Raw genomic sequence first — 20,002 nt, 5'->3', positions numbered from 1 at the left:
TTGATGTCCAAAATTGTGTTTCGTTCACTAGCAAAACTAGCTACTTAAAACTTTATTGATTACGTTTTGCTTGTTCAGTTTTCAAGGTTCATATCGTTCACTACTGTTTCAGCAGCAACTCTTATATAATACCACGCGCCACAAACTGCGTCAACAATAATTTTAAAATTATTTTTCGTTTCAATCAGTTGTATTAGCGACTTTTATAATTATACCATAATCTTTTTATATTGCAAGCCTTTTATAAAATAAATATTAAAGCTGTTATTCCTAAGACACCAGGAATACCTAAAACAGCGATTGTTAAGACCGAAAACAGATTGATTGGCACATTATATCCTATATAACCAATACCTAAATGGATTACGAATAATAGTAGAAAAGCAAATGCAAATCTAAACCAGAACACCGATAATCCTTCTAAGATTTTACCCAATTTAGCATGTCTTATTATTACATAAAGAAAAAGAAGCCCGACAGGAATACAAATACTCATAATTACTAACCCAGACATATAGTTGCCCCCTCAATTAAATAATTATGAAAGTTTATGTTTCCTGTTTTGCTTCTATGAATATTTTACAGAGAACTATTTTATTAATACCTTACGAATTCTAGCTTCCTTAAACAAATAGAAATGAATACTTTCTGCTGTTTTGCGTTGAGCAATTACACCTAGGTCATAATCATCCATTAATTCTTCTATTATCTTTGCCTGTTGTAAATCCTCTTTTGTTTCTTTAATCAGATTCACAAGCTTATCATCGAATTCTTTTTTTAATTTCCCTTTACTACGGAAGAACATACTAATCCCTCACTCATAACTCGCGTCGGCCTTCCATTGCCTTAGATAGCGTAACCTCATCTGCATATTCTAGATCTCCACCTACTGGCAATCCATGAGCAATACGGGTTGTACGAATGCCAGACGGTTTGACAAGGCGAGAAATGTACATAGCGGTTGCCTCACCCTCGATTGTTGAATTTGTAGCTAAAATAAGTTCTTGGACACTTTCATCTTGCAAGCGCACTAGCAAAGAAGCAACATTAATGTCTTCTGGACCAATACCATCCATTGGTGAAATTGCTCCTTGAAGTACATGGTACATACCGTTGTAGTCACGCATTTTTTCCATTGCAATCACATCTTTTGTATCTTGTACAACACAAATAATAGAATGATCTCGTTGCTTATCTGTACATATGTGACATGGATCTACATCTGTTATATTGCCACAAACAGAACAGTAGCTTAGGTTTCGTTTAGCATCAATCAGTGCTTTAGAGAAAGATAATACATCATCTTCCTTCATTGTTAACACAAAAAACGCCAGACGAGCCGCAGTTTTCGGCCCGATACCTGGCAATTTCATAAAACTATCGATCAATTTAGATATTGGTTCTGGGTAGTACATATGAATACCTCCTAGAATGGAAGGTTTAAGCCTTGCGTGAATTTACCCATAGTTGAGTTTGTTTTTTCTTCTACTTTTTTCAACGCTTCATTTGTTGCAATAACAATTAGGTCTTGTAGCATTTCGATGTCTTCTGGGTCTACTACAGATTCATCCAGATTTACTGAAACTACTTCACGCTGACCAGAAACTGTTACTTTCACCATACCGCCGCCTGCAACACCTTCGAATTGCTCAGCATTTAAAGCTTCTTGTGCCTCCATCATTTCCTTTTGCATTTTTTGCATTTTTTTCATCATACCTTGCATATTTCCCATTCCACGCATAAATGTTTCCTCCTAAAAAATTTAATCTTCAATAATTTCAACAAAATCTTTACCAAAGAGCTTTTCAGCCTCTGTCACAAGTGGATCTTGTGAAGCAAGAGGTTGGGCATCATCGATAAATGGTTCTTCTGGCATTTCTGCCGGTGGTGGCTCTAATAATTCTTCTCCATGCTCTGATTCAGACTGTGATTTCTTTTGCTGCAGACCATGATCACGAATAAACTCTTCACGCATTTTTAACCATGATTCTTCTGGTATGCATAGCATCTCGTACATTGTACCAGTTTGCCCTGCAATTAATTGTGTAAAGTGAGCCTTTAAAGACTGGTTGTCGGCAACCATCTGACAATGAATATCATACTTGAATTTTAACACAAAAGCACTTGAAGATGCCGCAACAGGTTCGGCTTCTGCTAAAAGAGCAGATTGTGATTTTTGCATTTGACTTAAGGCTTGCGCCCAAATGGACTTAATGCGTTGCACATCTTGCTTTGTGGCATCTTTCAGCACTTCCTGAATACGACCTGTAGGTGCTTTATAACCATTCGGACTTTTAGCTCGGGGCCGTTGCTCTTTTTGTGCTGTCGGCGTTTGCACAGGAGTCCCCGTTTGCAGTTGCAAGGATAGTTGCTGAACCAGCTGTTCAAGAGCCACAATTTTTTGAGTGAGATCAGGGTTTTCTCCCATTTCATTTGTAGTCACCGTTTGATGGGCTATCCCTCCTGAAAACTGTACCATTTTAAGCAAAGCCGTCTCTAAATAAATTTTTGTATGGTGAGAGAAACGCATCTCTTGCTGTGTTTTTGCAAGTATATCAATATACCCATAAAGCATATTTGGTGCAAATTCGTGTGCTAAAGTGAATACACGTTCCTCAGGAGATACAAGCTCTAAAAGTTCAGCTAAATCATCACTTGTTTGAAGTAATAATAAATCGCGGAAAAATGTAATTAAATCCTCTGAGAGCCGCAAAGGGTCCTTACCGTCAGCTATAAGTTGCTCTAAAAGGGCAAGCATTTGCGCAACATCTTTTACTTTAAGTGCCTCCGCTAGATCATAAAAAACATCCTGACTAATAGAACCTGTAACTAATAACGTATCCTCAAGTTTTAATTTTTCGCCACTAAAAGACACAACTTGGTCCAATAAGCTTAAAGCATCACGCATTCCCCCTGCGGCTGATTGTGCAATCACCTTTAAACCTTGTTCTTCATATGGCAAGTCAATATCTTCCAAAACAACCTTCATACGTTCAATAATATCATTAGTAGAAAGTCGTTTAAAATCAAAACGCTGACAACGAGAAATGATCGTAGCAGGCAATTTATGAGGCTCTGTAGTTGCTAAAATAAACACAGCATGAGGAGGTGGTTCTTCCAACGTTTTTAAAAGAGCGTTAAAAGCGCTTGTAGAAAGCATATGCACTTCGTCTATGATGTACACCTTATATCTACTGCTTGCGGGAGCAAAACGAACCTTTTCTATGATATCCCTAATCTCTTCAACACGTGAATTTGAGGCTGCATCAAATTCAATTACATCTGGATGAGAACCATCTGTAATACTCATGCATGTAGCACATTCATTACAAGGCTCTTTCGATGGTGCATGTTCACAATTCAAGGCCTTCGCAAAGATTTTAGCAGTACTTGTTTTCCCTGTACCACGGGGCCCAGAAAACAAGTAAGCGTGTGTTGTTTTATTTGCTAGGAGAGCATTTTGTAGCGTTCTTTTGACATGTGTTTGACCAGACATTTCTCGAAAAGATTGCGGTCGATACACACGGTAAAATGCTTGATACGTCACTGATTTCCTCTCTCCTTCTCCATTTAATTGAATAGTTTTATTATAGCATTTGCAGCATTATATAGAAAATGAAGATGCTAAATTTAAAATAAAAAAGCATCCGCCTATAATAGACGGATGCTTTGAATTGGCAATTTAATGCCGTGCACCTTTCCTTGACAGCCGCACATAAGCGTTACTCTTGTCGTTAGCTCAGATTAGGCAACCCCGCGGCACATGAATAAGACCACTTAATGCTGCTTCCTTCCGGACCTGACATGGTTCATGGGTATCCATTGCGCAGGACCCAATCGTCAACACTACGTGCAAAAGGCAGACCAAACAATACGGACAGCCTCGAAAAAGGAATTCAGTCTCGCTAGAGCGGATTGCGAGTTACAGGACACCGCTACCTTCCCACCTAGCACGGCAATAACTAGTATACTGACTGTTTGTGTAAAATGCAACTTAATGCACAAATTATTTATTTCTAAGTGACAATTTAAACATTATATATTTTTTCAAAAATTATCTTGACGTTCGTTTCTAGTTATGATAAATTTATTTTTGTCGATAAGACAGTAAAGCAATATAACATGGAGGTATACCCAAGTCTGGCTGAAGGGATCGGTCTTGAAAACCGACAGGCGGGTAACACCGCGCGGGGGTTCGAATCCCTCTACCTCCTCCAGTTTTAAATTTCCGACTACGAATGTAGCCGTTTTTTTTTTGCCCAAATTGTATGTATTACTTGTTAGATACCACTTCCGCCTCGGTTGTGGTATTTTTTATTATATCAATGATGGGAGGTTGTTGAATTGCAATCGAAATTACTTATGACGCGTGCTTCCCTTACTTGGATTTTCATTATTGCTGTTATGACCGCAATAGGTAGTGAAATTAAAATTATGCCTTTTGCTAATACAACTTTCCGTTTTGGTTTAGGAACCATTGTCTTCTTTTTATGCACATTAATTAAACCTACACCAATTATTTTAGCCGGTGTAGCTACCAGTATTGTGACAACTATTTTTCGGGTTATTAATTCGACATTACATGATGTTCCGATTGCCGAGAGTATATTTAACCATTTACCAGCTGGTTTATTTTATGTATTGTTTGCAGTATGCCTGCAAATTTTAGATATTCAACAATACAGAGAAAAACCACTAAAACTTGGTTTACTCGTTGCTTTTAGTGAGGTTATCAGTAATTTAGCTGAACAAATTTTCCGCTTTTTTGTCCAAACATATACTTTTTTATTTCTCCATGATCTCTTGATCCTATTAGCAGTAGCATTATTACGAAGCTTTTTTGTAGTAGGGATTTACAGCTCTATTTTGATAGCTGAACAAAAAAAACGGGTACAAGAAATGCTGAATATTGGATCTGATCTCTATGTGGAGACACTATATTTAAAAAAGTCAATGAATCATATTGAAACAATTACAGGTAGTGGTTATGAATTATATCGTCAGTTAAAGACGCTAGGTTTTCGAGCGGAAAGTTTACAAGCACTTCATATTGCCCAGGAAATCCATGAAGTGAAAAAGGATTCTCAACGGATATATGCTGGTATTTCAAAGATTGTCGGTGAAAAGAGCTTTGGCCCTTTTGTATTATCAGAATTATTGCATTATATTGAAGAAGGTAATAGGAAATATGCAGAATTACTCGGTAAGGAAATACAATTTAATACATGTATAGACTTCGATTTTCAAACGAAAGATCATATTGCACTCCTTGCTCTATTAAATAATTTATCAGCCAATGCTGTTGAGGCTATTGAAAAGCAAGGGATCATTTCTATTGCTATTGAGCGCCAAGAGGATAATACTGTAATAACCGTATGTGATAATGGACAAGGGATTTCACAAGCAGATATTTCTGTTATTTTTGAACCTGGATACACCACTAAATTCAATGTTGATGGTGTTGCAGCAACTGGCATTGGGCTTTCACATGTTGCTGAACTAGTAGAAAAATTAAAAGGCTCAATAACCGTTGAATCAAACAATCAATACACAACGTTTAAAATCATAATTCCTACGCAAACTATTCAAACGGGAGAGACTTAAATGAGGTATTTTATTGTAGATGATGATCGTGCAAGTCGTGTTATGTTAAAGCAAATTATTGAAGATAGCGGGTTAGGAACAGTTATTGGTGAGGCTCGCAATGGTGAGGATGCCATTCCACAAATTTTAATGACACAGCCAGAGTTTGTGCTTATTGATTTACTGATGCCTAAGCTTGATGGCATAGCAACTGTGGAACAACTTATGCAAAATCGTTTTGAGGGACAATTTATTATGATTTCACAGGTAGTGAATAAGGAAATGGTTGGCGAAGCATATGAGCAAGGAATTGATTTCTTCATTCATAAACCAATCAATCGTATTGAAGTCGAAAATGTTTTGAAAAAAACAACTGAACAATTTCGACTTAAAAATTCACTATTAGTGATACGTCAATCACTTACAAATATTGAGTTAAGTGAACAAAAGACTCATAAAGCTACATCACGAGACCATATTCAATCTATTTTGAATGATATGGGGATTGTCGGGGAAATTGGTAGTGAGGATATCATTGCCATTATAGAAACATTACTTGCTCACCAGCACAAGATTGCCCCCCTTCCTCCATTAAAAGAGCTTTATGAAGAAATTGCAGCTGTGACCAAGGCTACGCCAGATGAAATTTTAAAAGAGAGTAAAGCCATCGAGCAGCGTGTGCGTCGTACAATATTAGCTGCCATGATTAATCTCGCTAATTTAGGGGTTGTTGATTACACAAACTCAGAATTCGAGTACTATGCCCCTCGCTACTTTGATTTTAAAGAAATTCGTCAGCTCATGACACAGATTGAAGATCACGATAATCGTAAAGCAAAGGTAAATATTAAGAAGTTTATTCAAGTGTTATATTCAGACATTTTAACAAAAGTAAATTAATTTTCTCGGATTTTGTCGGATTCCATAAGTCCTCCGTATTATTAAAGTAAGGCGTGTCCTAAAAATTTAATATTAGGGGAGGTACAAAGGATTTGAAAAAGAAATTTAAAGTCAGTTTAGCCGCTCAGATTTTAATCGGTTTGATTTTAGGGATCATTGTTGGTGGTATCTTTTACGGAAATCCCAAAATTGAGACATATCTACAACCATTAGGGGATATATTTTTACATCTTATTAAGATGATTGTTGTACCGATTATTATTTCGACATTAATCGTTGGTGTTGCTGGTACTGGAGATATGAAGCAACTTGGACGATTAGGCGGGAAATCTATAATTTACTTTGAGATTATTACTACAGTTGCAATCGTAGTTGGATTACTTTCCGCAAACATTTTCCAACCTGGTGCAGGTCTTAACATGAATGAATTATCTCAAGGGGATATTTCGAAGTATGTATCAACAACTGAGGAAGTTCAGCATGAGGGACCATTTGATATCATTGTAGGCATTGTCCCAACAAATATTATTCAGTCAATGGCTGAAGGTAATATGCTAGCAATTATCTTCTTCTCAGTTATTTTCGGTTTAGGGGTTGCTGCAGTAGGAGATCGAGGGAAACCAGTCTTAGACTTCTTCCAAGGGGTAGCAGATGCTATGTTCTGGGTAACAAACCTCGTAATGAAATTCGCGCCACTAGGGGTATTTGGTTTAATTGGTGTAACCGTTTCCAAATATGGGTTTGCTTCACTGGTTCCGCTTGCCAAATTAGCAATTCTTGTTTATGCAACAATGCTATTCTTTATCTTTGTCGTTCTTGGACTTGTGGCAAAATTCGCAGGAATCAGCATCTTCTATTTAATTAAAGTATTAAAAGATGAGCTAATTTTAGCCTTCTCAACAGCAAGTTCTGAAGCTGTGTTACCACGTATTATGATGAAAATGGAGAAATTAGGGGCGCCAAAGGATATTGTATCTTTTGTTATACCTACCGGTTACTCCTTTAACTTAGATGGGTCAACACTATATCAAGCCATTGCAGCATTATTTATTGCACAAATGTACGGTATTCACCTAAGCATTGGTGAACAAATTACGTTAATGCTTGTATTAATGGTTACATCAAAAGGTATTGCAGGTGTACCAGGCGTATCATTCGTAGTACTTCTAGCAACTTTAGGTACTGTAGGTATTCCACTTGAGGGACTAGCCTTCATTGCTGGTATTGACCGTATTCTTGATATGGGACGTACAGTTGTTAACGTAATTGGTAACTCATTAGCGTCATTAGTAATGGCTAAATGGGAAGGCCGTTTCGATCGAGAAAAGATGAAAAATTACTTTAATGATAATGAAAATCTAGCGTAATTTAAAAAAATCCTCACGATGTTGGATGGCATCGTGAGGGTTTTTTTATTTTGCTAACACTTTATCTAAATAAGCGATAATTGATTCTTTTCCATTGGCATGTGCTTCTTGAGCGCGTTTTTCATCTTTTTCAAGCTTAGCCTCTGCCGCTACAGCAATTTTTTCAGCATCTTGCTGTGGCACAACAATTACACCATCCACATCCCCAATAATATAATCACCAGGATGAACCGTAACTCCTCCAATGGCGATCGGTACATTTACTTGACCACCGCCGTTTTTATTGCCTGCTGCTACAGTAGTGCCCAACGAAAATACAGGGAAATTTAATTCGCGAATTGCTGCAATATCACGGATTACACCATCCACAACAAAACCTTGTACACCTATCCCTTTTGCTAAGGAGATCACAAAATCTCCAGCAACAGCTCGGTTTGTATTTCCTTTTGCATCAATGACTAAAATATCCCCTTCATTTGCAGCCCTAATCGCTTCCAAAACTGCCCCATTTTCACCATCTGGTAAACGTACAGTTACAGCTCGCCCAGCAACTTTAAAATGGTCTGCTAACGGCTTAATATCACTTCGCACATTGGTATGCCCACCAGTTGCATCTGAAATAGCTGTTGTTGGTAAATGCTGAAAGCTTACTTCCACTTTTGTCATACATAACACCCCTATTATGATTAATGACTTACACTAGTATTGTAAATAAAAAATATATCCTATTTCAATATATCTCGAAAATAGTAGTCATTATTAGAATTAAATAATTTCAATAAATTGCTTTGATTGCTCGTCTAAGGCTTCAGCAGCAGATGCTATTTCACTAAAGTCGTTTGCTGTGACAGTAATTTGTTCATTTGTTTTACCTATTTTTTCTGCTATTTTTGTAATACTATCAGTCACCTGACCAATTTCTCGCTCAATACCCTCCACATTATCCTTCACTTCTGAAATAGATTGTTCAACTCTTACAGAAAGCTTACGTACCTCTTTCGCCACTACATCAAAACCTCTACCATATTCTCCAGCCCTAGCGGCTTCAATAGCTGCATTTAATGCCAATAAATTAGTTTGTGAGGCAATTTCTTGTATAGTTTTGACAATCCCTTTAATAGAATCTGCTTGTTTCTGAAGCTGTACAAGATTACTCACATTTTCATTTGATTCCTTTGAAACCACTTTAATGGTTTCTAGTAGATCTTGGCTATTTTGAATGCCCGCCTCTGAACGCTGGTAAAGCTTATTAGACATGCCCTTCAACTTGTCGGCAACACTAACTATCTCATGTTGACGTTCAGTGATATTGGTCGCTATTTTGGATACACCTATTACTTTTCTTGTATTATTTGCGAAGACAGGCATATATGTCGCTTCTAGCCAAATTATATTACCTCTAGCATCAATTCTTTCTATTTTGTCCTGATAGCTGTTTCCTGCCGTTAGGTGGCGCCAAAATTTATCGTACTCCATACTATTAACGAAATCAGGCAAACAAAAGTCTTTATGATGTTTTCCTAGCATTTCCTGCACTGTATAGCCTAATGTTTGAGCAAATAGTTCATTGACATACGCCACTCTTCTATCCATATCGAAGCGGATAATGGCTATATTGCGTTCAATAGCCTGTACTACTAAATCATCGGTTACTTGAGCCTCTACACTATGCATAAAGAACACCCCATCCGTTACTAATTTTTTACTTAAAATTTAATTATTTTACTTTTATATTACATTAATTATGCCTCAGTGTAATTGCAGCAGATGTTAGTGTACCTGCTGCATCAAGATAAAAAACTTGGAGAATGTTCATCCATGTTTTTTTAATAAACGTAAAATCCCTTCAGAGGTAGCCGCTACACGTAAGAACTTCTTTTGCTCTGCACGTATAAAGCCTTCCTCTAGCATTGTTTTAAAATGCTGTAGAAGTGCATCATAGAATCCATGGACATTATATAAAATGACAGGTTTTGTATGAAGTCCAATCTGAGCCCAAGTAAATACCTCAAAATATTCATCTAAAGTCCCTGCGCCACCTGGCAGAGCAATAAAAGCATCTGCTAACTCGGCCATTTTAGCTTTACGAATATGCATAGAGTCTACAATATGAATTTCTGTTAATGAGGTATGGGCCAATTCACGCTTTTGTAAATGTGTTGGCATCACACCAATCACTTCTCCTCCAGCTGCTAAAACAGCATCGGCTACCTTCCCCATTAGGCCTGTTTTAGAACCACCATAGACAACCCCGTGACCGTTTTTTGCCAGTGCTGTACCAAGCTCAGCAGCTTTCTCTGCATAAATAGGACTTTTACCCAAACCGGATCCGCAATACACTGCGATTCTTATAATAATCCCTCCTATTCAAAAAACGTGAAACAATCGGCTATATATTGTCTCACGTTTTTTGGTCATTTATTTTACTTTTATTTTCGTAAATGGCTTGTTTGTTTTAGCATATGACTGATACGGCTTACAATTGCTTCAATGGCATCAGGATTTTTTAATAAATCATAATCATTAATATCTAAACGTAGAACGGGACAAGAATTAAAATTATTTATCCAATTTTCATAGCGTTCATGCATTTCTATCCAATAATCATTCGGTGTTTGTTGCTCCATTGTACGTCCTCGCTCTTGAATACGCCCAATAACTGCATCAATAGGTCCTTCAAGATAGACAAGCAAATCTGGATGTGGGAAATAAGGTGTCATCACCATTGCATCAAACAAATTTGTATAAGTCTCATAATCTGTTGGGCTCATTGTTCCTTTATCATAATGCATCTTAGCAAAAATGCCAGTATCCTCATAAATAGAACGATCTTGTACAAATCCTCCACCATATTCAAAAATACGCTTCTGTTCTTTAAAACGCTCTGCTAAAAAGTAGACCTGTAAATGAAAGCTCCATTTTTCAAAGTCCTCATAAAATTTATCAAGGTATGGATTTGTGTCTACTTTCTCGAACGAGGTACGAAAGTTCAGTGCCTCTGCTAAAGCCTTTGTCATCGTCGATTTTCCTACCCCAACAGTACCTGCAATCGTAATAACCGTTTGTGGTGGAATATCGTACTTCTCTCTTAAATTCATTATTGCAAACTCCTTTGTTGTAACGTATCTTTAATTATTTTTAAAACATGATTTAAATCATTGGGATTTTTTACAAAATCAAGCTGATCTCCATTAAATCGAATAACTGGAATTTCGGGATGCATGCTTTCAAAATGCTCGATAAAAGAATGATAGTCGGCCACAAGCTGCTCCATGTAATCACGTGAAATCATCTTTTCAAACTCTCGCCCTCGCATGGCGATACGCTTCATTAATGTCTCAACGCTGGCATATAAATAAACCACTACATTTGGAACAGGCATGTCTTTCGTTAAAATTCTATAGATCTCTTCATACTTCTCGTATTCAGTTGGTGCCAATGTACGCTTCGCAAATATTAAATTTTTAAAAATATGATAGTCTGCTACAACAGGTTTGGCATGTGCTAAACGAAATTTTTTAATATCGGTTAGTTGCTTATAGCGATTACAGAGGAAGAACATTTCCGTTTGGAAACTCCACTCCTCAATGTTTTCATAAAACTTATTTAAAAAAGGGTTTTCGTCTACAATTTCTTTTAATAGATGGTAATTAAATGTCGCTGCTATCTCTTTCGATAAAGAGGTTTTACCAACACCAATCGGACCTTCTACCGTAACAAATGGAACCGTCACCAGAAGCTCCTCCTTTTGTTCTATGGATTCGATCATTGTGTCCTACATAAAATGAATCAGTACCTTTCATTTTATCATAGTAGGAAAATGAAAAACAGAATCAACCTATTGTTCTAGTAAATTTACCTGGGATATTCTTCTCATGATGACATAGAAAAAAGACATCGAGAATCTACTTCCCGATGCCTTTATACTTATTTATAATTTCACTCGTTGTAAACGAAGTGCATTTAATACGACCGAAACTGAACTAAAGGCCATCGCTGCGCCTGCTACCCATGGAGCAAGCAGACCGAGTGCAGCAATTGGAATACCTAATGTATTATAAGCAAATGCCCAAAATAGATTTTGTTTAATATTACGCATTGTTTTTCTACTCATTAGAATGGCATCCGCGATACTATTTAAATCTCCACGAATAAGCGTAATATCTGCAGCTTCCATTGCCACATCTGTCCCTGTACCAATTGCCATCCCAATATTCGCTGTTGCTAAGGCAGGTGCGTCATTAATACCATCACCAACCATCGCTACTTTTTTCCCTTGGGCTTGAAGTTTTTTCACTTCATCAGCTTTACCTTCTGGTAAGACTTCTGCAATAACATGATTCACGCCTACCTCTGTTCCAATTGCTTGAGCAGTACGCTCGTTATCACCAGTCATCATGATGACCGTAATACCCATATCCTGTAAACGACGAATAGCTTCTTTTGATGTATCTTTCACGGTATCAGCCACAGCTACTAAACCTGCATATTGCCCATTAATGGCTGCTAACATGGCTGTCTTACCATTTCGTTCTAGTTGCTCCATTGTTGGTAAAATATCATTAATATGAATACCATATTGTTGCATTAATTTACGTGTGCCAATGATAACACCTTGACCTGAGACAGTTGCCTGCACACCATAACCCGGTATTGCTTCAAAGAATTGAACGTCACCTAAAGCTATGCCGCGTTTTTCTATGCCTTGAACAATGGCTTCTGCTAGTGGATGCTCTGACTGCTTCTCTGCTGCTCCGATTAAGGATAAAAAGCGTGCTTCATCTTGCTCTGGCGCTAACAGAACATCTGTAAGCTCAGGTTTACCATGTGTCACTGTTCCTGTTTTATCTACAACAACTGTATCTATGCCTTGTGTTTGCTCTAAATGTTCTCCACCTTTAAATAAAATACCAAACTCAGCTGCACGTCCAGAGCCTGCCATTATTGAAGTTGGTGTTGCTAACCCAAGCGCACATGGACAAGCAATGACAAGAACTGCGATTAATACCTCTAAAGCAGGTGTAAATTCCCCTGGACGGACCCAAATAATCCAAATTAAAAAGGTTACAATGGCTATGCCAACAACAATAGGTACGAAAATCCCTGAAATCTGATCTGCTAAACGTTGAATAGGTGCTTTCGATCCTTGAGCATCTTCGACCACTTTAATAATTTGTGCTAATGCTGTATCACGTCCAACCTTTGTTGCAGTCATTTTAATAAAACCATTTTTGTTAATAGTTGAGCCAAATAATAGATCACCTTGCTTTTTATCAACTGGTAGACTTTCTCCTGTTAGCATCGATTCATCAACAGCTGTTGTCCCCTCTATTACCTCACCATCTACAGGAATTTTTTCACCTGGTTTCACTAAAATAATATCGCCAATGATAACTTCTTCTAATGGTACCTCCTTTTCTATACCGTCACGTACAACGATTGCTGTCTTTGCCTGAAGTCCCATTAGTTTTTTTATGGCTTCAGATGAGCGTCCTTTTGCCTTTGCCTCAAACAATTTACCTAGTAAAATAAGTGTAATTAATACAGCACTCGTTTCAAAATAAAGATGTGGACCGTGATGTGATCCTATCGTTACAATCGCTTGATAGACACTATAGAAATAGGCCGCTGATGTCCCCATCACAACAAGCACATCCATATTTGCACTACCATTGCGTAATGCTTTATATGCCCCTACATAAAATTGTTTACCAATAATAAATTGCACTGGCGTAGCCAATACCATTTGGACCCATGGATTCATTAGAAATTCTGGAACATATAAAAATGACGTAAAGGAAAAATGACCAACCATCGTCCAAAGCAGTGGTAAAGAAAGTATAGCCGATAAAATAAATTTATGTTGTTGCTGTTTGATAGCTTTTTCACGATGATCCTCTGTTTCCTGCTCATCTGCCTTTTGATGTGCCCCATAGCCTAGCTTCTCAACTTTTGTAATGATATCTGCGATGGATACTTCCGAAGGATTAAACTCGATCATCGCTTTTTCCAGTGCTAAGTTGACATTAGCAGAGGAAATACCACTTAGTTTATTTAACCCTTTTTCAATGCGAGTCGCACAGGCTGCACATGTCATACCTGTAATATCAAGTTCAGCTTTTTGTTTAACAATACCATAGCCAAGTGCTTCTATTTTCTTTTCAAAATCTGCTTCACTTAGTTTAGTTGGGTCATATTTAATAGATGATTTTTCAAGTGCTAAATTTACTGTTGCATGTTCTACACCATCCATTTTATTTAAACCTTTTTCTATTCGAGTGGCACAGGCCGCACATGTCATCCCTGTAATTTGCAAATTAGCTTCCTTATGATCAGAACTCATTTACCTTTCACCTCTCCTTATACCGACTAGGGGTATATATTTTTAAAAATAAGAGAGTGCCACAGAAGCACTCTACAAATTTTATTTTACTTCATAGCCTTGATCATCAATTGTCTCTTTAATTTGATCAAGTGATACTTGTGCATCGTCAAATGCAACCTCAACTAAACCTTCTGCTAAATTTACTTTTACTTGTTCAACACCAGCTAAAGCACCAACGTTTTTTTCAACTGCGTTTACACAATGACCACATGACATTCCTTGTACGTTTAATGTTACGTTTTGCATAATAAAATCTCTCCTTTTGTATGTTTTCAATCTATTTTTTCATTAACTTTTGAATCGTTATTACTAACTCATCTAATACTGCTTCATCGCCCTCTGATAGACGATCCACAACACAGCCCTTTAAATGACCTTCTAATAATATTTTTGCCACACTATTTAATGCAGATTGTGTAGCAGATAGTTGCGTAATAATATCATCACAGTAAACGTCTTTATCAATCATTCCCTTAATACCACGAATCTGACCTTCAATTCGATTTAAGCGAGTTGTTAAATCCTTTTTCACACGCTCAGGGTGATGACTTTTTCGGCAAGACGTAGCTTCCTCTGTATGACAAGCTTCTTCTTTTACTGTCTCCTCCATTCACTACACCTCCTATTTGTAATTATCATACTATACCCAAGAAGGGTATGCAAGTCATAAAAAATTTTATTTTTCATCGTGATGATGTTCATGGTCATTTTCTAATTTACATAAAATAGAATTATCATGTCGATGTAAGGATGTTTCTAATTGAATTGTTACATGCTTAATGCCCTTATGTTGAAGATTATGTTCAATTTTCCGCAAGATATGCTCACTCTCAGCTATTTTCAATTGATCATTTACAACCGCATGACAGGATAATGCATTCGTTCCACTAGTAATTGTCCAGATGTGTAAATCGTGGATACTTTCTATTCCATCAGTCTGCTCTATTAACTGAATAATCTCCTGAACATCTACATTTGAAGGTGTCCCCTCCATTAAGACATGAATGGAGGCTTTTGTGACATGGTAGCCACTTCGTACGACCAATAATGCAACAATAACGCTTGCAAGAGGATCTGCCCAGCCCCAGCCAAAAAACATAATTAATAGTGCCGCAACAATAGCTCCTACAGACCCTAGCATATCACTTAGTACATGTAAAAATGCTCCGCGCATATTTAAATTATCCTTTGTATCACTTCCACGCATCATAATCCAGGCAACTAAAATGTTTACGAACAAACCAATTATACTAATTATAAGCATTCCAGTTGTAGCTACTTCTGGTGGGTTTGTAAATCGTTCAATTGCTTCATAGAAAATAAATAATGCGATTCCTATTAATGTAATGCCATTCAATACTGCAGCTAGAATCTCAAATCGTTTATAGCCGTATGTCTTACTATAGCTTGCAGCTTTTTCCCCAAACATAAAAGCTAACATTGCTATGCCTAAAGAGATAGAGTCGCTTAACATATGCCCTGCATCTGATAAAAGAGCCAAACTATTTGTTAAAAAGCCACCAATGGCTTCCACTACCATATACCCTGTAATAATAATAAACGACAGTAATAATACCTTTTTATTTGCACCATGTGTATGATCATGGCCATGGTCGTGTTGATGTCCCATTGTTATTCCCCCATTTCATTTTAGTTATGAGCCGCATGCTCAATAGCCTGCTTCAATAAATTCATAATGTGATCATCGTCCTTAGAATAATATATGGTTGTTCCTTCTCTCCTAAATTTCACCAATCTTAAATTTTTAAGAAAGCGTAATTGGTGGGAAACGGTTGATTGGCCTAAATCTAAAATTTCTGCAATATCATTAACAGAATGTTCATCTGAACAAAGTAAGTTTAAAATACGAATTCGTGTTGGATCACTCAAGGCTTTAAAAGTCTGAGATACTACAAATAATGTCTCTTCATCTAAATGCTGATCAATATTTTTTTGCATTTCTGAACTGTTTAATTTTTCATCCATAGAAGTTTACCCCATTCTTCAATATTTATATATGAGCATGTGTTCATATATAAATATATATGGATATATAAGGAATGTCAACAAGTATTTATGCTTCGACATATTACATATCAATCGCTTACGCATGGCTGCAATGATTTTAGATGAATATAACATCCGAAAAGAAGTTAAAAGTAGCAATTACCAATTCAGCACGCTACACTACTGTTAAGGAGAGATATGAGTGGATATTTTTGACGCAGATCGTTTATTTATGAAACAAGCATTAGAGGAAGCTCAACAGGCTGCATTACTTGGGGAAGTACCAATTGGTGCAGTACTTGTTTATGAAGGAAAAATCATTGCACGTGCGCATAATTTAAGAGAAACAACGCAAAATGCAACAACACATGCGGAGCTGTTAGTGATTCAAGAAGCCTGCAAAAAAATAGGGAGTTGGCGACTGGAGGATACTACTCTTTATGTTACATTGGAGCCTTGTCCAATGTGTGCAGGAGCCATTCTCCAATCACGTGTACCCCGAGTTGTTTATGGGGCAAGAGATCAAAAAGCTGGCTGTGTAGATTCTCTTTACCATTTATTAAATGATGAACGCTTTAATCATGAATGTGATGTAACAGAAGGGATTTTAGCCGAGGAATGTGGTCAAATTTTAACAGACTTTTTTAAGGCATTACGAGACCGTAAAAAAGCTGAGAAAAAAGCACGATTAGCTTCCAACGATGTAAATGGTCTTTAAAGAAGGTGCCTCCTAATGAGACACCTTCTTTAATATTTAAGGGAATGGCGATATATATGAAATATGTCGTAGCAGCGACCATCTTCATAACTAATTTATTGAGCTTGAATAGTGGATTGTGTAAAAACACATTCTCCTTCGATATATGTAGCGAAAGGTTTTACATGCATAAGCTGGTTATGTGAAAGCGTCAGCAAATCGTCTGTTAGTACAACAAAATTAGCTTCATAGCCCTCTTTTAACTGACCAACGTTCTCCATACGAATCATCGTCTTGGCATCAACTGTGTATAGCTGTAATGCCTCCTCTACAGAGATTTTTTCTACGGTACCTAAATCTGTTCCATCATAGGCTGTTCGTGTAACAGCTGCTTGTATCGTAACAAAGGGATTAGCCGCTTCTGCCCATGATGTAGCTGGCGCATCTGAAGAGAGCGCTGTCGCAATCCCCCTCTTGAGAAATGTTTGTACACCATATAATGTCTGTGTTTTTTCTAGCCCTAGATTCTCTAAATAACTCTCAATTTCACAAAATAAGAAGATGGGTTGTGGCACAAAGCCTATCCCCCATTCAGCAGCTTTTTGCAAGGCACTTTTAGATGGCATGGCTGCATGCTCAATACGAACAGACGGTGCATCTGTTAACCAAGCCTTTTCCTCATAAAATGTGTCGACAATTAGATCAATGGCTCTGTCCCCCATTGCATGAACCACTAATTGAATACCATATTCTTTTGCTACCGCAGCAGCCGCTAGCAGCTCCTCTTTCGAAGTCATTGCTATGCCTTTTTCATCACTTCCCAAAAATGGCTCAGAAACAAGTGCTGTACGTCCTGAAACACTGCCATCCGAAAATAGCTTAATGCCTCCGATATAGACTCCTGCAGAACGATCAATAGTATTTGCTGTCAACAGCTCATATCGTTGAATATCTTCCCAGATATAATAAACTGCTACGCGTTGCTTAAAGCCTTTTTCTCGGGCTTTACGATACAGGCCTAAATAATCAATTGGTGCTACCGTGGCCATTAATTCTGTAATACTTGTTACACCATAGGATGCCAAAGTCTGTGATAGCTTTAGGAGCCTTTTGACAATCTCTTCTTCAGATGGTGTAGGTAAATGCTGTAGTACTAGATTACGTGCATTTTCACGCAGTACGCCTGTAGGTTCTCCATTTTCATCCCGATCGATTTGTCCACCTTGTGGATCAAGCGTATCCTTCGTAATACCTGCGATTGCTAATGCTTTACTATTAACCGATATAATATGACCACATGTACGCATAACAATGACAGGTAACTCTGTAGAGGCACGGTCTAAGTCCTCTTTTAAAGGCGCTCTTCTTTCCTTTAGTTTCCCTTCATCATAGCCCCAGCCTAATAGCCATCCCCGCTGACTTGCATCATAGTTTGCTAATGCATTAATTATATCCTCAATAGAATAAATATATGGAGGTAAACAAGCCACTTGTTCCATAACATCCGCTAACATAATCGGATGCATATGAGCGTCAATAATCCCAGGGATAATGACCTTTCCTTGTACATCTATTATTTCTCCCTGATAGGGGGGTAAATCTTCCTGTTGTCCAATCCAAAGTATCTTTCCTCCTTCGATTACCATAGCAGTTGCAGATGGCTGAATAGTATCTGCTGTATATATCTTTGCGTTACAAATAATTTTCATCATTTTTCAACTCCTATTTCTTCTATACCAAAAGTAGATTTTTCAGGATCTTCTGCTTTCAGCACCTTATGCAAAATAGTACCGATAATAAAGCCAACAATAGATGGCATAATCCAAGCAAATCCACTAGACTGCAATGGTAAATGCATGACCAACTGTGTCACACCAGGTATCGTAATTTCATAGCTAGCAAATGTTTCAACGACGCTTACTAGAAATGCAAATAGTACAGTTCCTTTATAGGCTCCTGCATTTGGTACAAAACGATCAAAGGCACCCAGTAGCACAAGTATAATAATGACTGGATAAATTACCAAAAAAATCGGCAATGTAATTTCGACGATGGCACCTACACCTAAGGAGCCAATAGTTGCGCCTACTACACACATAATAAAGACCCACGTTCTATAGCCAAGCTTCTCTTTTGTTAGTTCATTTAAAAACTGTGAGGATATGACCATGACGCCAATCGCTGATGTTAAGCAGGCAAAAACAACACATATAGCTAGTAACGCTTTACCCAAATTACCAATGACACTAAAGGCAATGCCCGCTAATAGTTCTGTATCACTGCCAGGATTTGTGATGATGCCACTACTTGTAGCCCCTAAATAGAGCAGGCCACCATATACTGCAATTAACCCTATTGCAGCAATAGCCATTCCACCAAGCGCGACCTTTTTAGATTGTTTCCCTTTATAGCCATAGCCAACTATTGCTGCTAAAAAGATTGGCGCACAAAGAATACCTGTTCCCACATCTCCTGTTTGATATGCTGCTATTATGGAGTTGGCAAAAACCCTTTCTGCTCCTGTATTAATTGCCGCTCCTATTGGGTCTAATACCCCTTTACCAATGAGGATAATAAGGATAAGAACAAGAACAGGCGTCAACCATTTTCCAATCTTATCAATCACATTTGATTGGTCCATCGCAAAGTAAAAGCAAATCGCGAAAAATGCTAATACTGACACCATTAAAGGTACGTTCGGAATAATTTGTGATACTCCTAATTCATGAGTTGTCGCTGACATCCTCGGTATTGTGACAACCATCCCAATACAAACCATCATGACCGTATTAAAGGCTTTATAAAACCAATTTCCGATTGGTCTTGTGAGCGCTTCCACAGTTCCCCCAGTATTATAAATTGCATACACCGCAAGCACAGGTAAAATAACACCCGTTAAGCTAAAGCCAATCAGAGCGGAGATCCATGATTCCCCTGCACTATTTCCTATGGATGGCGGAAATATTAAATTCCCAGCACCAAAAAATATAGCAAATAAGGCTAGCCCCACGATTATCGTATGCTGCACAACTTTAGACATATCCTCAACCCCTTTATAATCGT

Annotated in this window: 21 protein-coding genes, 1 tRNA gene and 1 other RNA gene; 5 read left to right on the top strand and 18 right to left on the bottom strand. The window is 37.6% G+C overall.

Going from position 1 to position 20,002, the window contains the following annotated elements:
- Nucleotides 1–241: 241 nt before the first annotated feature.
- The 6 genes from VK91_RS04055 to ffs form a co-directional block, all read right to left on the bottom strand.
- Entirely contained in the window at nt 242–514 is a 273-nt protein-coding gene (locus VK91_RS04055) for a pro-sigmaK processing inhibitor BofA family protein (protein WP_048391019.1), read from the bottom strand.
- 75 nt (nt 515–589) lie between these two features.
- Complete coding sequence (locus VK91_RS04050; protein ID WP_004233954.1) at nt 590–805, bottom strand: YaaL family protein; 216 nt, start codon at nt 803–805, stop codon at nt 590–592.
- Nucleotides 806–818: 13 nt separating this feature from the next.
- Nucleotides 819–1,415 (bottom strand): recombination mediator RecR, encoded by a 597-nt coding sequence (gene recR, locus VK91_RS04045; RefSeq protein WP_048391017.1) that lies wholly within the window; start codon nt 1,413–1,415, stop codon nt 819–821.
- Between the two features lie 11 nt (nt 1,416–1,426).
- Complete coding sequence (locus VK91_RS04040; protein ID WP_004233957.1) at nt 1,427–1,741, bottom strand: YbaB/EbfC family nucleoid-associated protein; 315 nt, start codon at nt 1,739–1,741, stop codon at nt 1,427–1,429.
- Nucleotides 1,742–1,762: 21 nt separating this feature from the next.
- Nucleotides 1,763–3,547: a DNA polymerase III subunit gamma/tau gene (gene dnaX, locus VK91_RS04035; protein ID WP_048391014.1), complete on the bottom strand. Its 1,785-nt coding sequence runs from the start codon at nt 3,545–3,547 to the stop codon at nt 1,763–1,765.
- Nucleotides 3,548–3,688: 141 nt separating this feature from the next.
- An RNA gene (gene ffs, locus VK91_RS22365) (signal recognition particle sRNA large type) lies at nt 3,689–3,956 on the bottom strand.
- Nucleotides 3,957–4,124: 168 nt separating this feature from the next.
- Between ffs and VK91_RS04030 the strand changes: the two genes are divergently transcribed.
- From VK91_RS04030 to VK91_RS04015, 4 genes are all read left to right on the top strand, one after another.
- A tRNA-Ser gene (locus VK91_RS04030) sits at nt 4,125–4,217 on the top strand.
- Nucleotides 4,218–4,344: 127 nt separating this feature from the next.
- Complete coding sequence (locus tag VK91_RS04025) at nt 4,345–5,604, top strand: sensor histidine kinase (RefSeq protein ID WP_053075680.1); 1,260 nt, start codon at nt 4,345–4,347, stop codon at nt 5,602–5,604.
- The gene (locus VK91_RS04020) at nt 5,605–6,483 is read left to right on the top strand and encodes a response regulator (RefSeq protein WP_048391012.1); all 879 of its coding nucleotides are present in this window, start codon (nt 5,605–5,607) and stop codon (nt 6,481–6,483) included.
- Nucleotides 6,484–6,575: 92 nt separating this feature from the next.
- The gene (locus VK91_RS04015) at nt 6,576–7,850 is read left to right on the top strand and encodes a cation:dicarboxylate symporter family transporter (protein ID WP_016995246.1); all 1,275 of its coding nucleotides are present in this window, start codon (nt 6,576–6,578) and stop codon (nt 7,848–7,850) included.
- Between the two features lie 45 nt (nt 7,851–7,895).
- On the opposite strand, the gene VK91_RS04010 is transcribed toward VK91_RS04015, so the two are convergent.
- The 10 genes from VK91_RS04010 to VK91_RS03965 all read right to left on the bottom strand — a co-directional run bounded on the left by VK91_RS04010 (nt 7,896) and on the right by VK91_RS03965 (nt 16,221).
- Nucleotides 7,896–8,516 (bottom strand): RraA family protein, encoded by a 621-nt coding sequence (locus VK91_RS04010; RefSeq protein WP_048391009.1) that lies wholly within the window; start codon nt 8,514–8,516, stop codon nt 7,896–7,898.
- 99 nt (nt 8,517–8,615) lie between these two features.
- Nucleotides 8,616–9,524 carry a PAS domain-containing methyl-accepting chemotaxis protein gene (locus VK91_RS23270; RefSeq protein WP_048391008.1) on the bottom strand — a complete coding sequence of 303 codons (909 nt, stop codon included), beginning with the start codon at nt 9,522–9,524 and terminating at the stop codon, nt 8,616–8,618.
- A 138-nt stretch (nt 9,525–9,662) separates the two neighbouring features.
- On the bottom strand, nt 9,663–10,202 hold the full coding sequence (locus VK91_RS04000) for a TIGR00730 family Rossman fold protein (RefSeq protein WP_369700604.1): 540 nt from the start codon (nt 10,200–10,202) through the stop codon (nt 9,663–9,665).
- Between the two features lie 77 nt (nt 10,203–10,279).
- Nucleotides 10,280–10,948, bottom strand: coding sequence for a deoxynucleoside kinase (locus VK91_RS03995; protein ID WP_048391003.1), 669 nt, complete (start codon nt 10,946–10,948; stop codon nt 10,280–10,282).
- Nucleotides 10,948–11,583 carry a deoxynucleoside kinase gene (locus VK91_RS03990; RefSeq protein WP_048391001.1) on the bottom strand — a complete coding sequence of 212 codons (636 nt, stop codon included), beginning with the start codon at nt 11,581–11,583 and terminating at the stop codon, nt 10,948–10,950. The genes VK91_RS03995 and VK91_RS03990 overlap by 1 nt, the downstream gene beginning before the upstream one ends.
- A gap of 198 nt (nt 11,584–11,781) precedes the next feature.
- Nucleotides 11,782–14,193, bottom strand: a complete 2,412-nt coding sequence (locus VK91_RS03985; protein WP_048390999.1) for a heavy metal translocating P-type ATPase — start codon at nt 14,191–14,193, stop codon at nt 11,782–11,784.
- Nucleotides 14,194–14,274: 81 nt separating this feature from the next.
- Complete coding sequence (gene copZ, locus VK91_RS03980) at nt 14,275–14,481, bottom strand: copper chaperone CopZ (RefSeq protein ID WP_048390996.1); 207 nt, start codon at nt 14,479–14,481, stop codon at nt 14,275–14,277.
- Nucleotides 14,482–14,512: 31 nt separating this feature from the next.
- Nucleotides 14,513–14,845 carry a metal-sensing transcriptional repressor gene (locus tag VK91_RS03975; protein WP_048390994.1) on the bottom strand — a complete coding sequence of 111 codons (333 nt, stop codon included), beginning with the start codon at nt 14,843–14,845 and terminating at the stop codon, nt 14,513–14,515.
- 66 nt (nt 14,846–14,911) lie between these two features.
- Nucleotides 14,912–15,865, bottom strand: coding sequence for a cation diffusion facilitator family transporter (locus VK91_RS03970; RefSeq protein WP_004233977.1), 954 nt, complete (start codon nt 15,863–15,865; stop codon nt 14,912–14,914).
- A gap of 20 nt (nt 15,866–15,885) precedes the next feature.
- On the bottom strand, nt 15,886–16,221 hold the full coding sequence (locus tag VK91_RS03965) for a metalloregulator ArsR/SmtB family transcription factor (RefSeq protein WP_004233978.1): 336 nt from the start codon (nt 16,219–16,221) through the stop codon (nt 15,886–15,888).
- 223 nt (nt 16,222–16,444) lie between these two features.
- Here VK91_RS03965 and tadA point away from each other — a divergent pair, with 223 nt between their 5' ends.
- Nucleotides 16,445–16,960, top strand: coding sequence for a tRNA adenosine(34) deaminase TadA (gene tadA / locus VK91_RS03960; protein ID WP_081010911.1), 516 nt, complete (start codon nt 16,445–16,447; stop codon nt 16,958–16,960).
- A gap of 95 nt (nt 16,961–17,055) precedes the next feature.
- Here tadA and VK91_RS03955 read toward each other — a convergent pair whose 3' ends face one another.
- Together VK91_RS03955 and brnQ are read right to left on the bottom strand one after the other, a co-directional pair.
- Nucleotides 17,056–18,651: an amidohydrolase gene (locus VK91_RS03955; protein WP_048390992.1), complete on the bottom strand. Its 1,596-nt coding sequence runs from the start codon at nt 18,649–18,651 to the stop codon at nt 17,056–17,058.
- On the bottom strand, nt 18,648–19,979 hold the full coding sequence (gene brnQ / locus VK91_RS03950) for a branched-chain amino acid transport system II carrier protein (RefSeq protein ID WP_048390990.1): 1,332 nt from the start codon (nt 19,977–19,979) through the stop codon (nt 18,648–18,650). The genes VK91_RS03955 and brnQ overlap by 4 nt, the downstream gene beginning before the upstream one ends.
- Between the last annotated feature and the right edge of the window lie 23 nt (nt 19,980–20,002).

It is taken from the genome of Lysinibacillus sp. LK3, from assembly GCF_001043675.1.
Taxonomy (GTDB): domain Bacteria; phylum Bacillota; class Bacilli; order Bacillales_A; family Planococcaceae; genus Lysinibacillus; species Lysinibacillus capsici.
Note: the sequence above shows the minus strand (reverse complement) of the source record. Positions and strands in the feature narration are given on the sequence as shown.

Coding starts and splice junctions, on each gene's coding strand:
- VK91_RS04050 (WP_004233954.1), bottom strand. CDS start 805: ATGTTCTTCCGTAGTAAAGGGAAATTAAAAAAAGAATTCGATGATAAG.
- VK91_RS04040 (WP_004233957.1), bottom strand. CDS start 1,741: ATGCGTGGAATGGGAAATATGCAAGGTATGATGAAAAAAATGCAAAAA.
- recR (WP_048391017.1), bottom strand. CDS start 1,415: ATGTACTACCCAGAACCAATATCTAAATTGATCGATAGTTTTATGAAA.
- VK91_RS04055 (WP_048391019.1), bottom strand. CDS start 514: ATGTCTGGGTTAGTAATTATGAGTATTTGTATTCCTGTCGGGCTTCTT.
- VK91_RS04020 (WP_048391012.1), top strand. CDS start 5,605: ATGAGGTATTTTATTGTAGATGATGATCGTGCAAGTCGTGTTATGTTA.
- VK91_RS03965 (WP_004233978.1), bottom strand. CDS start 16,221: ATGGATGAAAAATTAAACAGTTCAGAAATGCAAAAAAATATTGATCAG.
- VK91_RS03970 (WP_004233977.1), bottom strand. CDS start 15,865: ATGGGACATCAACACGACCATGGCCATGATCATACACATGGTGCAAAT.
- brnQ (WP_048390990.1), bottom strand. CDS start 19,979: ATGTCTAAAGTTGTGCAGCATACGATAATCGTGGGGCTAGCCTTATTT.
- VK91_RS04010 (WP_048391009.1), bottom strand. CDS start 8,516: ATGACAAAAGTGGAAGTAAGCTTTCAGCATTTACCAACAACAGCTATT.
- VK91_RS03955 (WP_048390992.1), bottom strand. CDS start 18,651: ATGATGAAAATTATTTGTAACGCAAAGATATATACAGCAGATACTATT.
- VK91_RS03995 (WP_048391003.1), bottom strand. CDS start 10,948: ATGAATTTAAGAGAGAAGTACGATATTCCACCACAAACGGTTATTACG.
- copZ (WP_048390996.1), bottom strand. CDS start 14,481: ATGCAAAACGTAACATTAAACGTACAAGGAATGTCATGTGGTCATTGT.
- VK91_RS23270 (WP_048391008.1), bottom strand. CDS start 9,524: ATGCATAGTGTAGAGGCTCAAGTAACCGATGATTTAGTAGTACAGGCT.
- VK91_RS03985 (WP_048390999.1), bottom strand. CDS start 14,193: ATGAGTTCTGATCATAAGGAAGCTAATTTGCAAATTACAGGGATGACA.
- VK91_RS03975 (WP_048390994.1), bottom strand. CDS start 14,845: ATGGAGGAGACAGTAAAAGAAGAAGCTTGTCATACAGAGGAAGCTACG.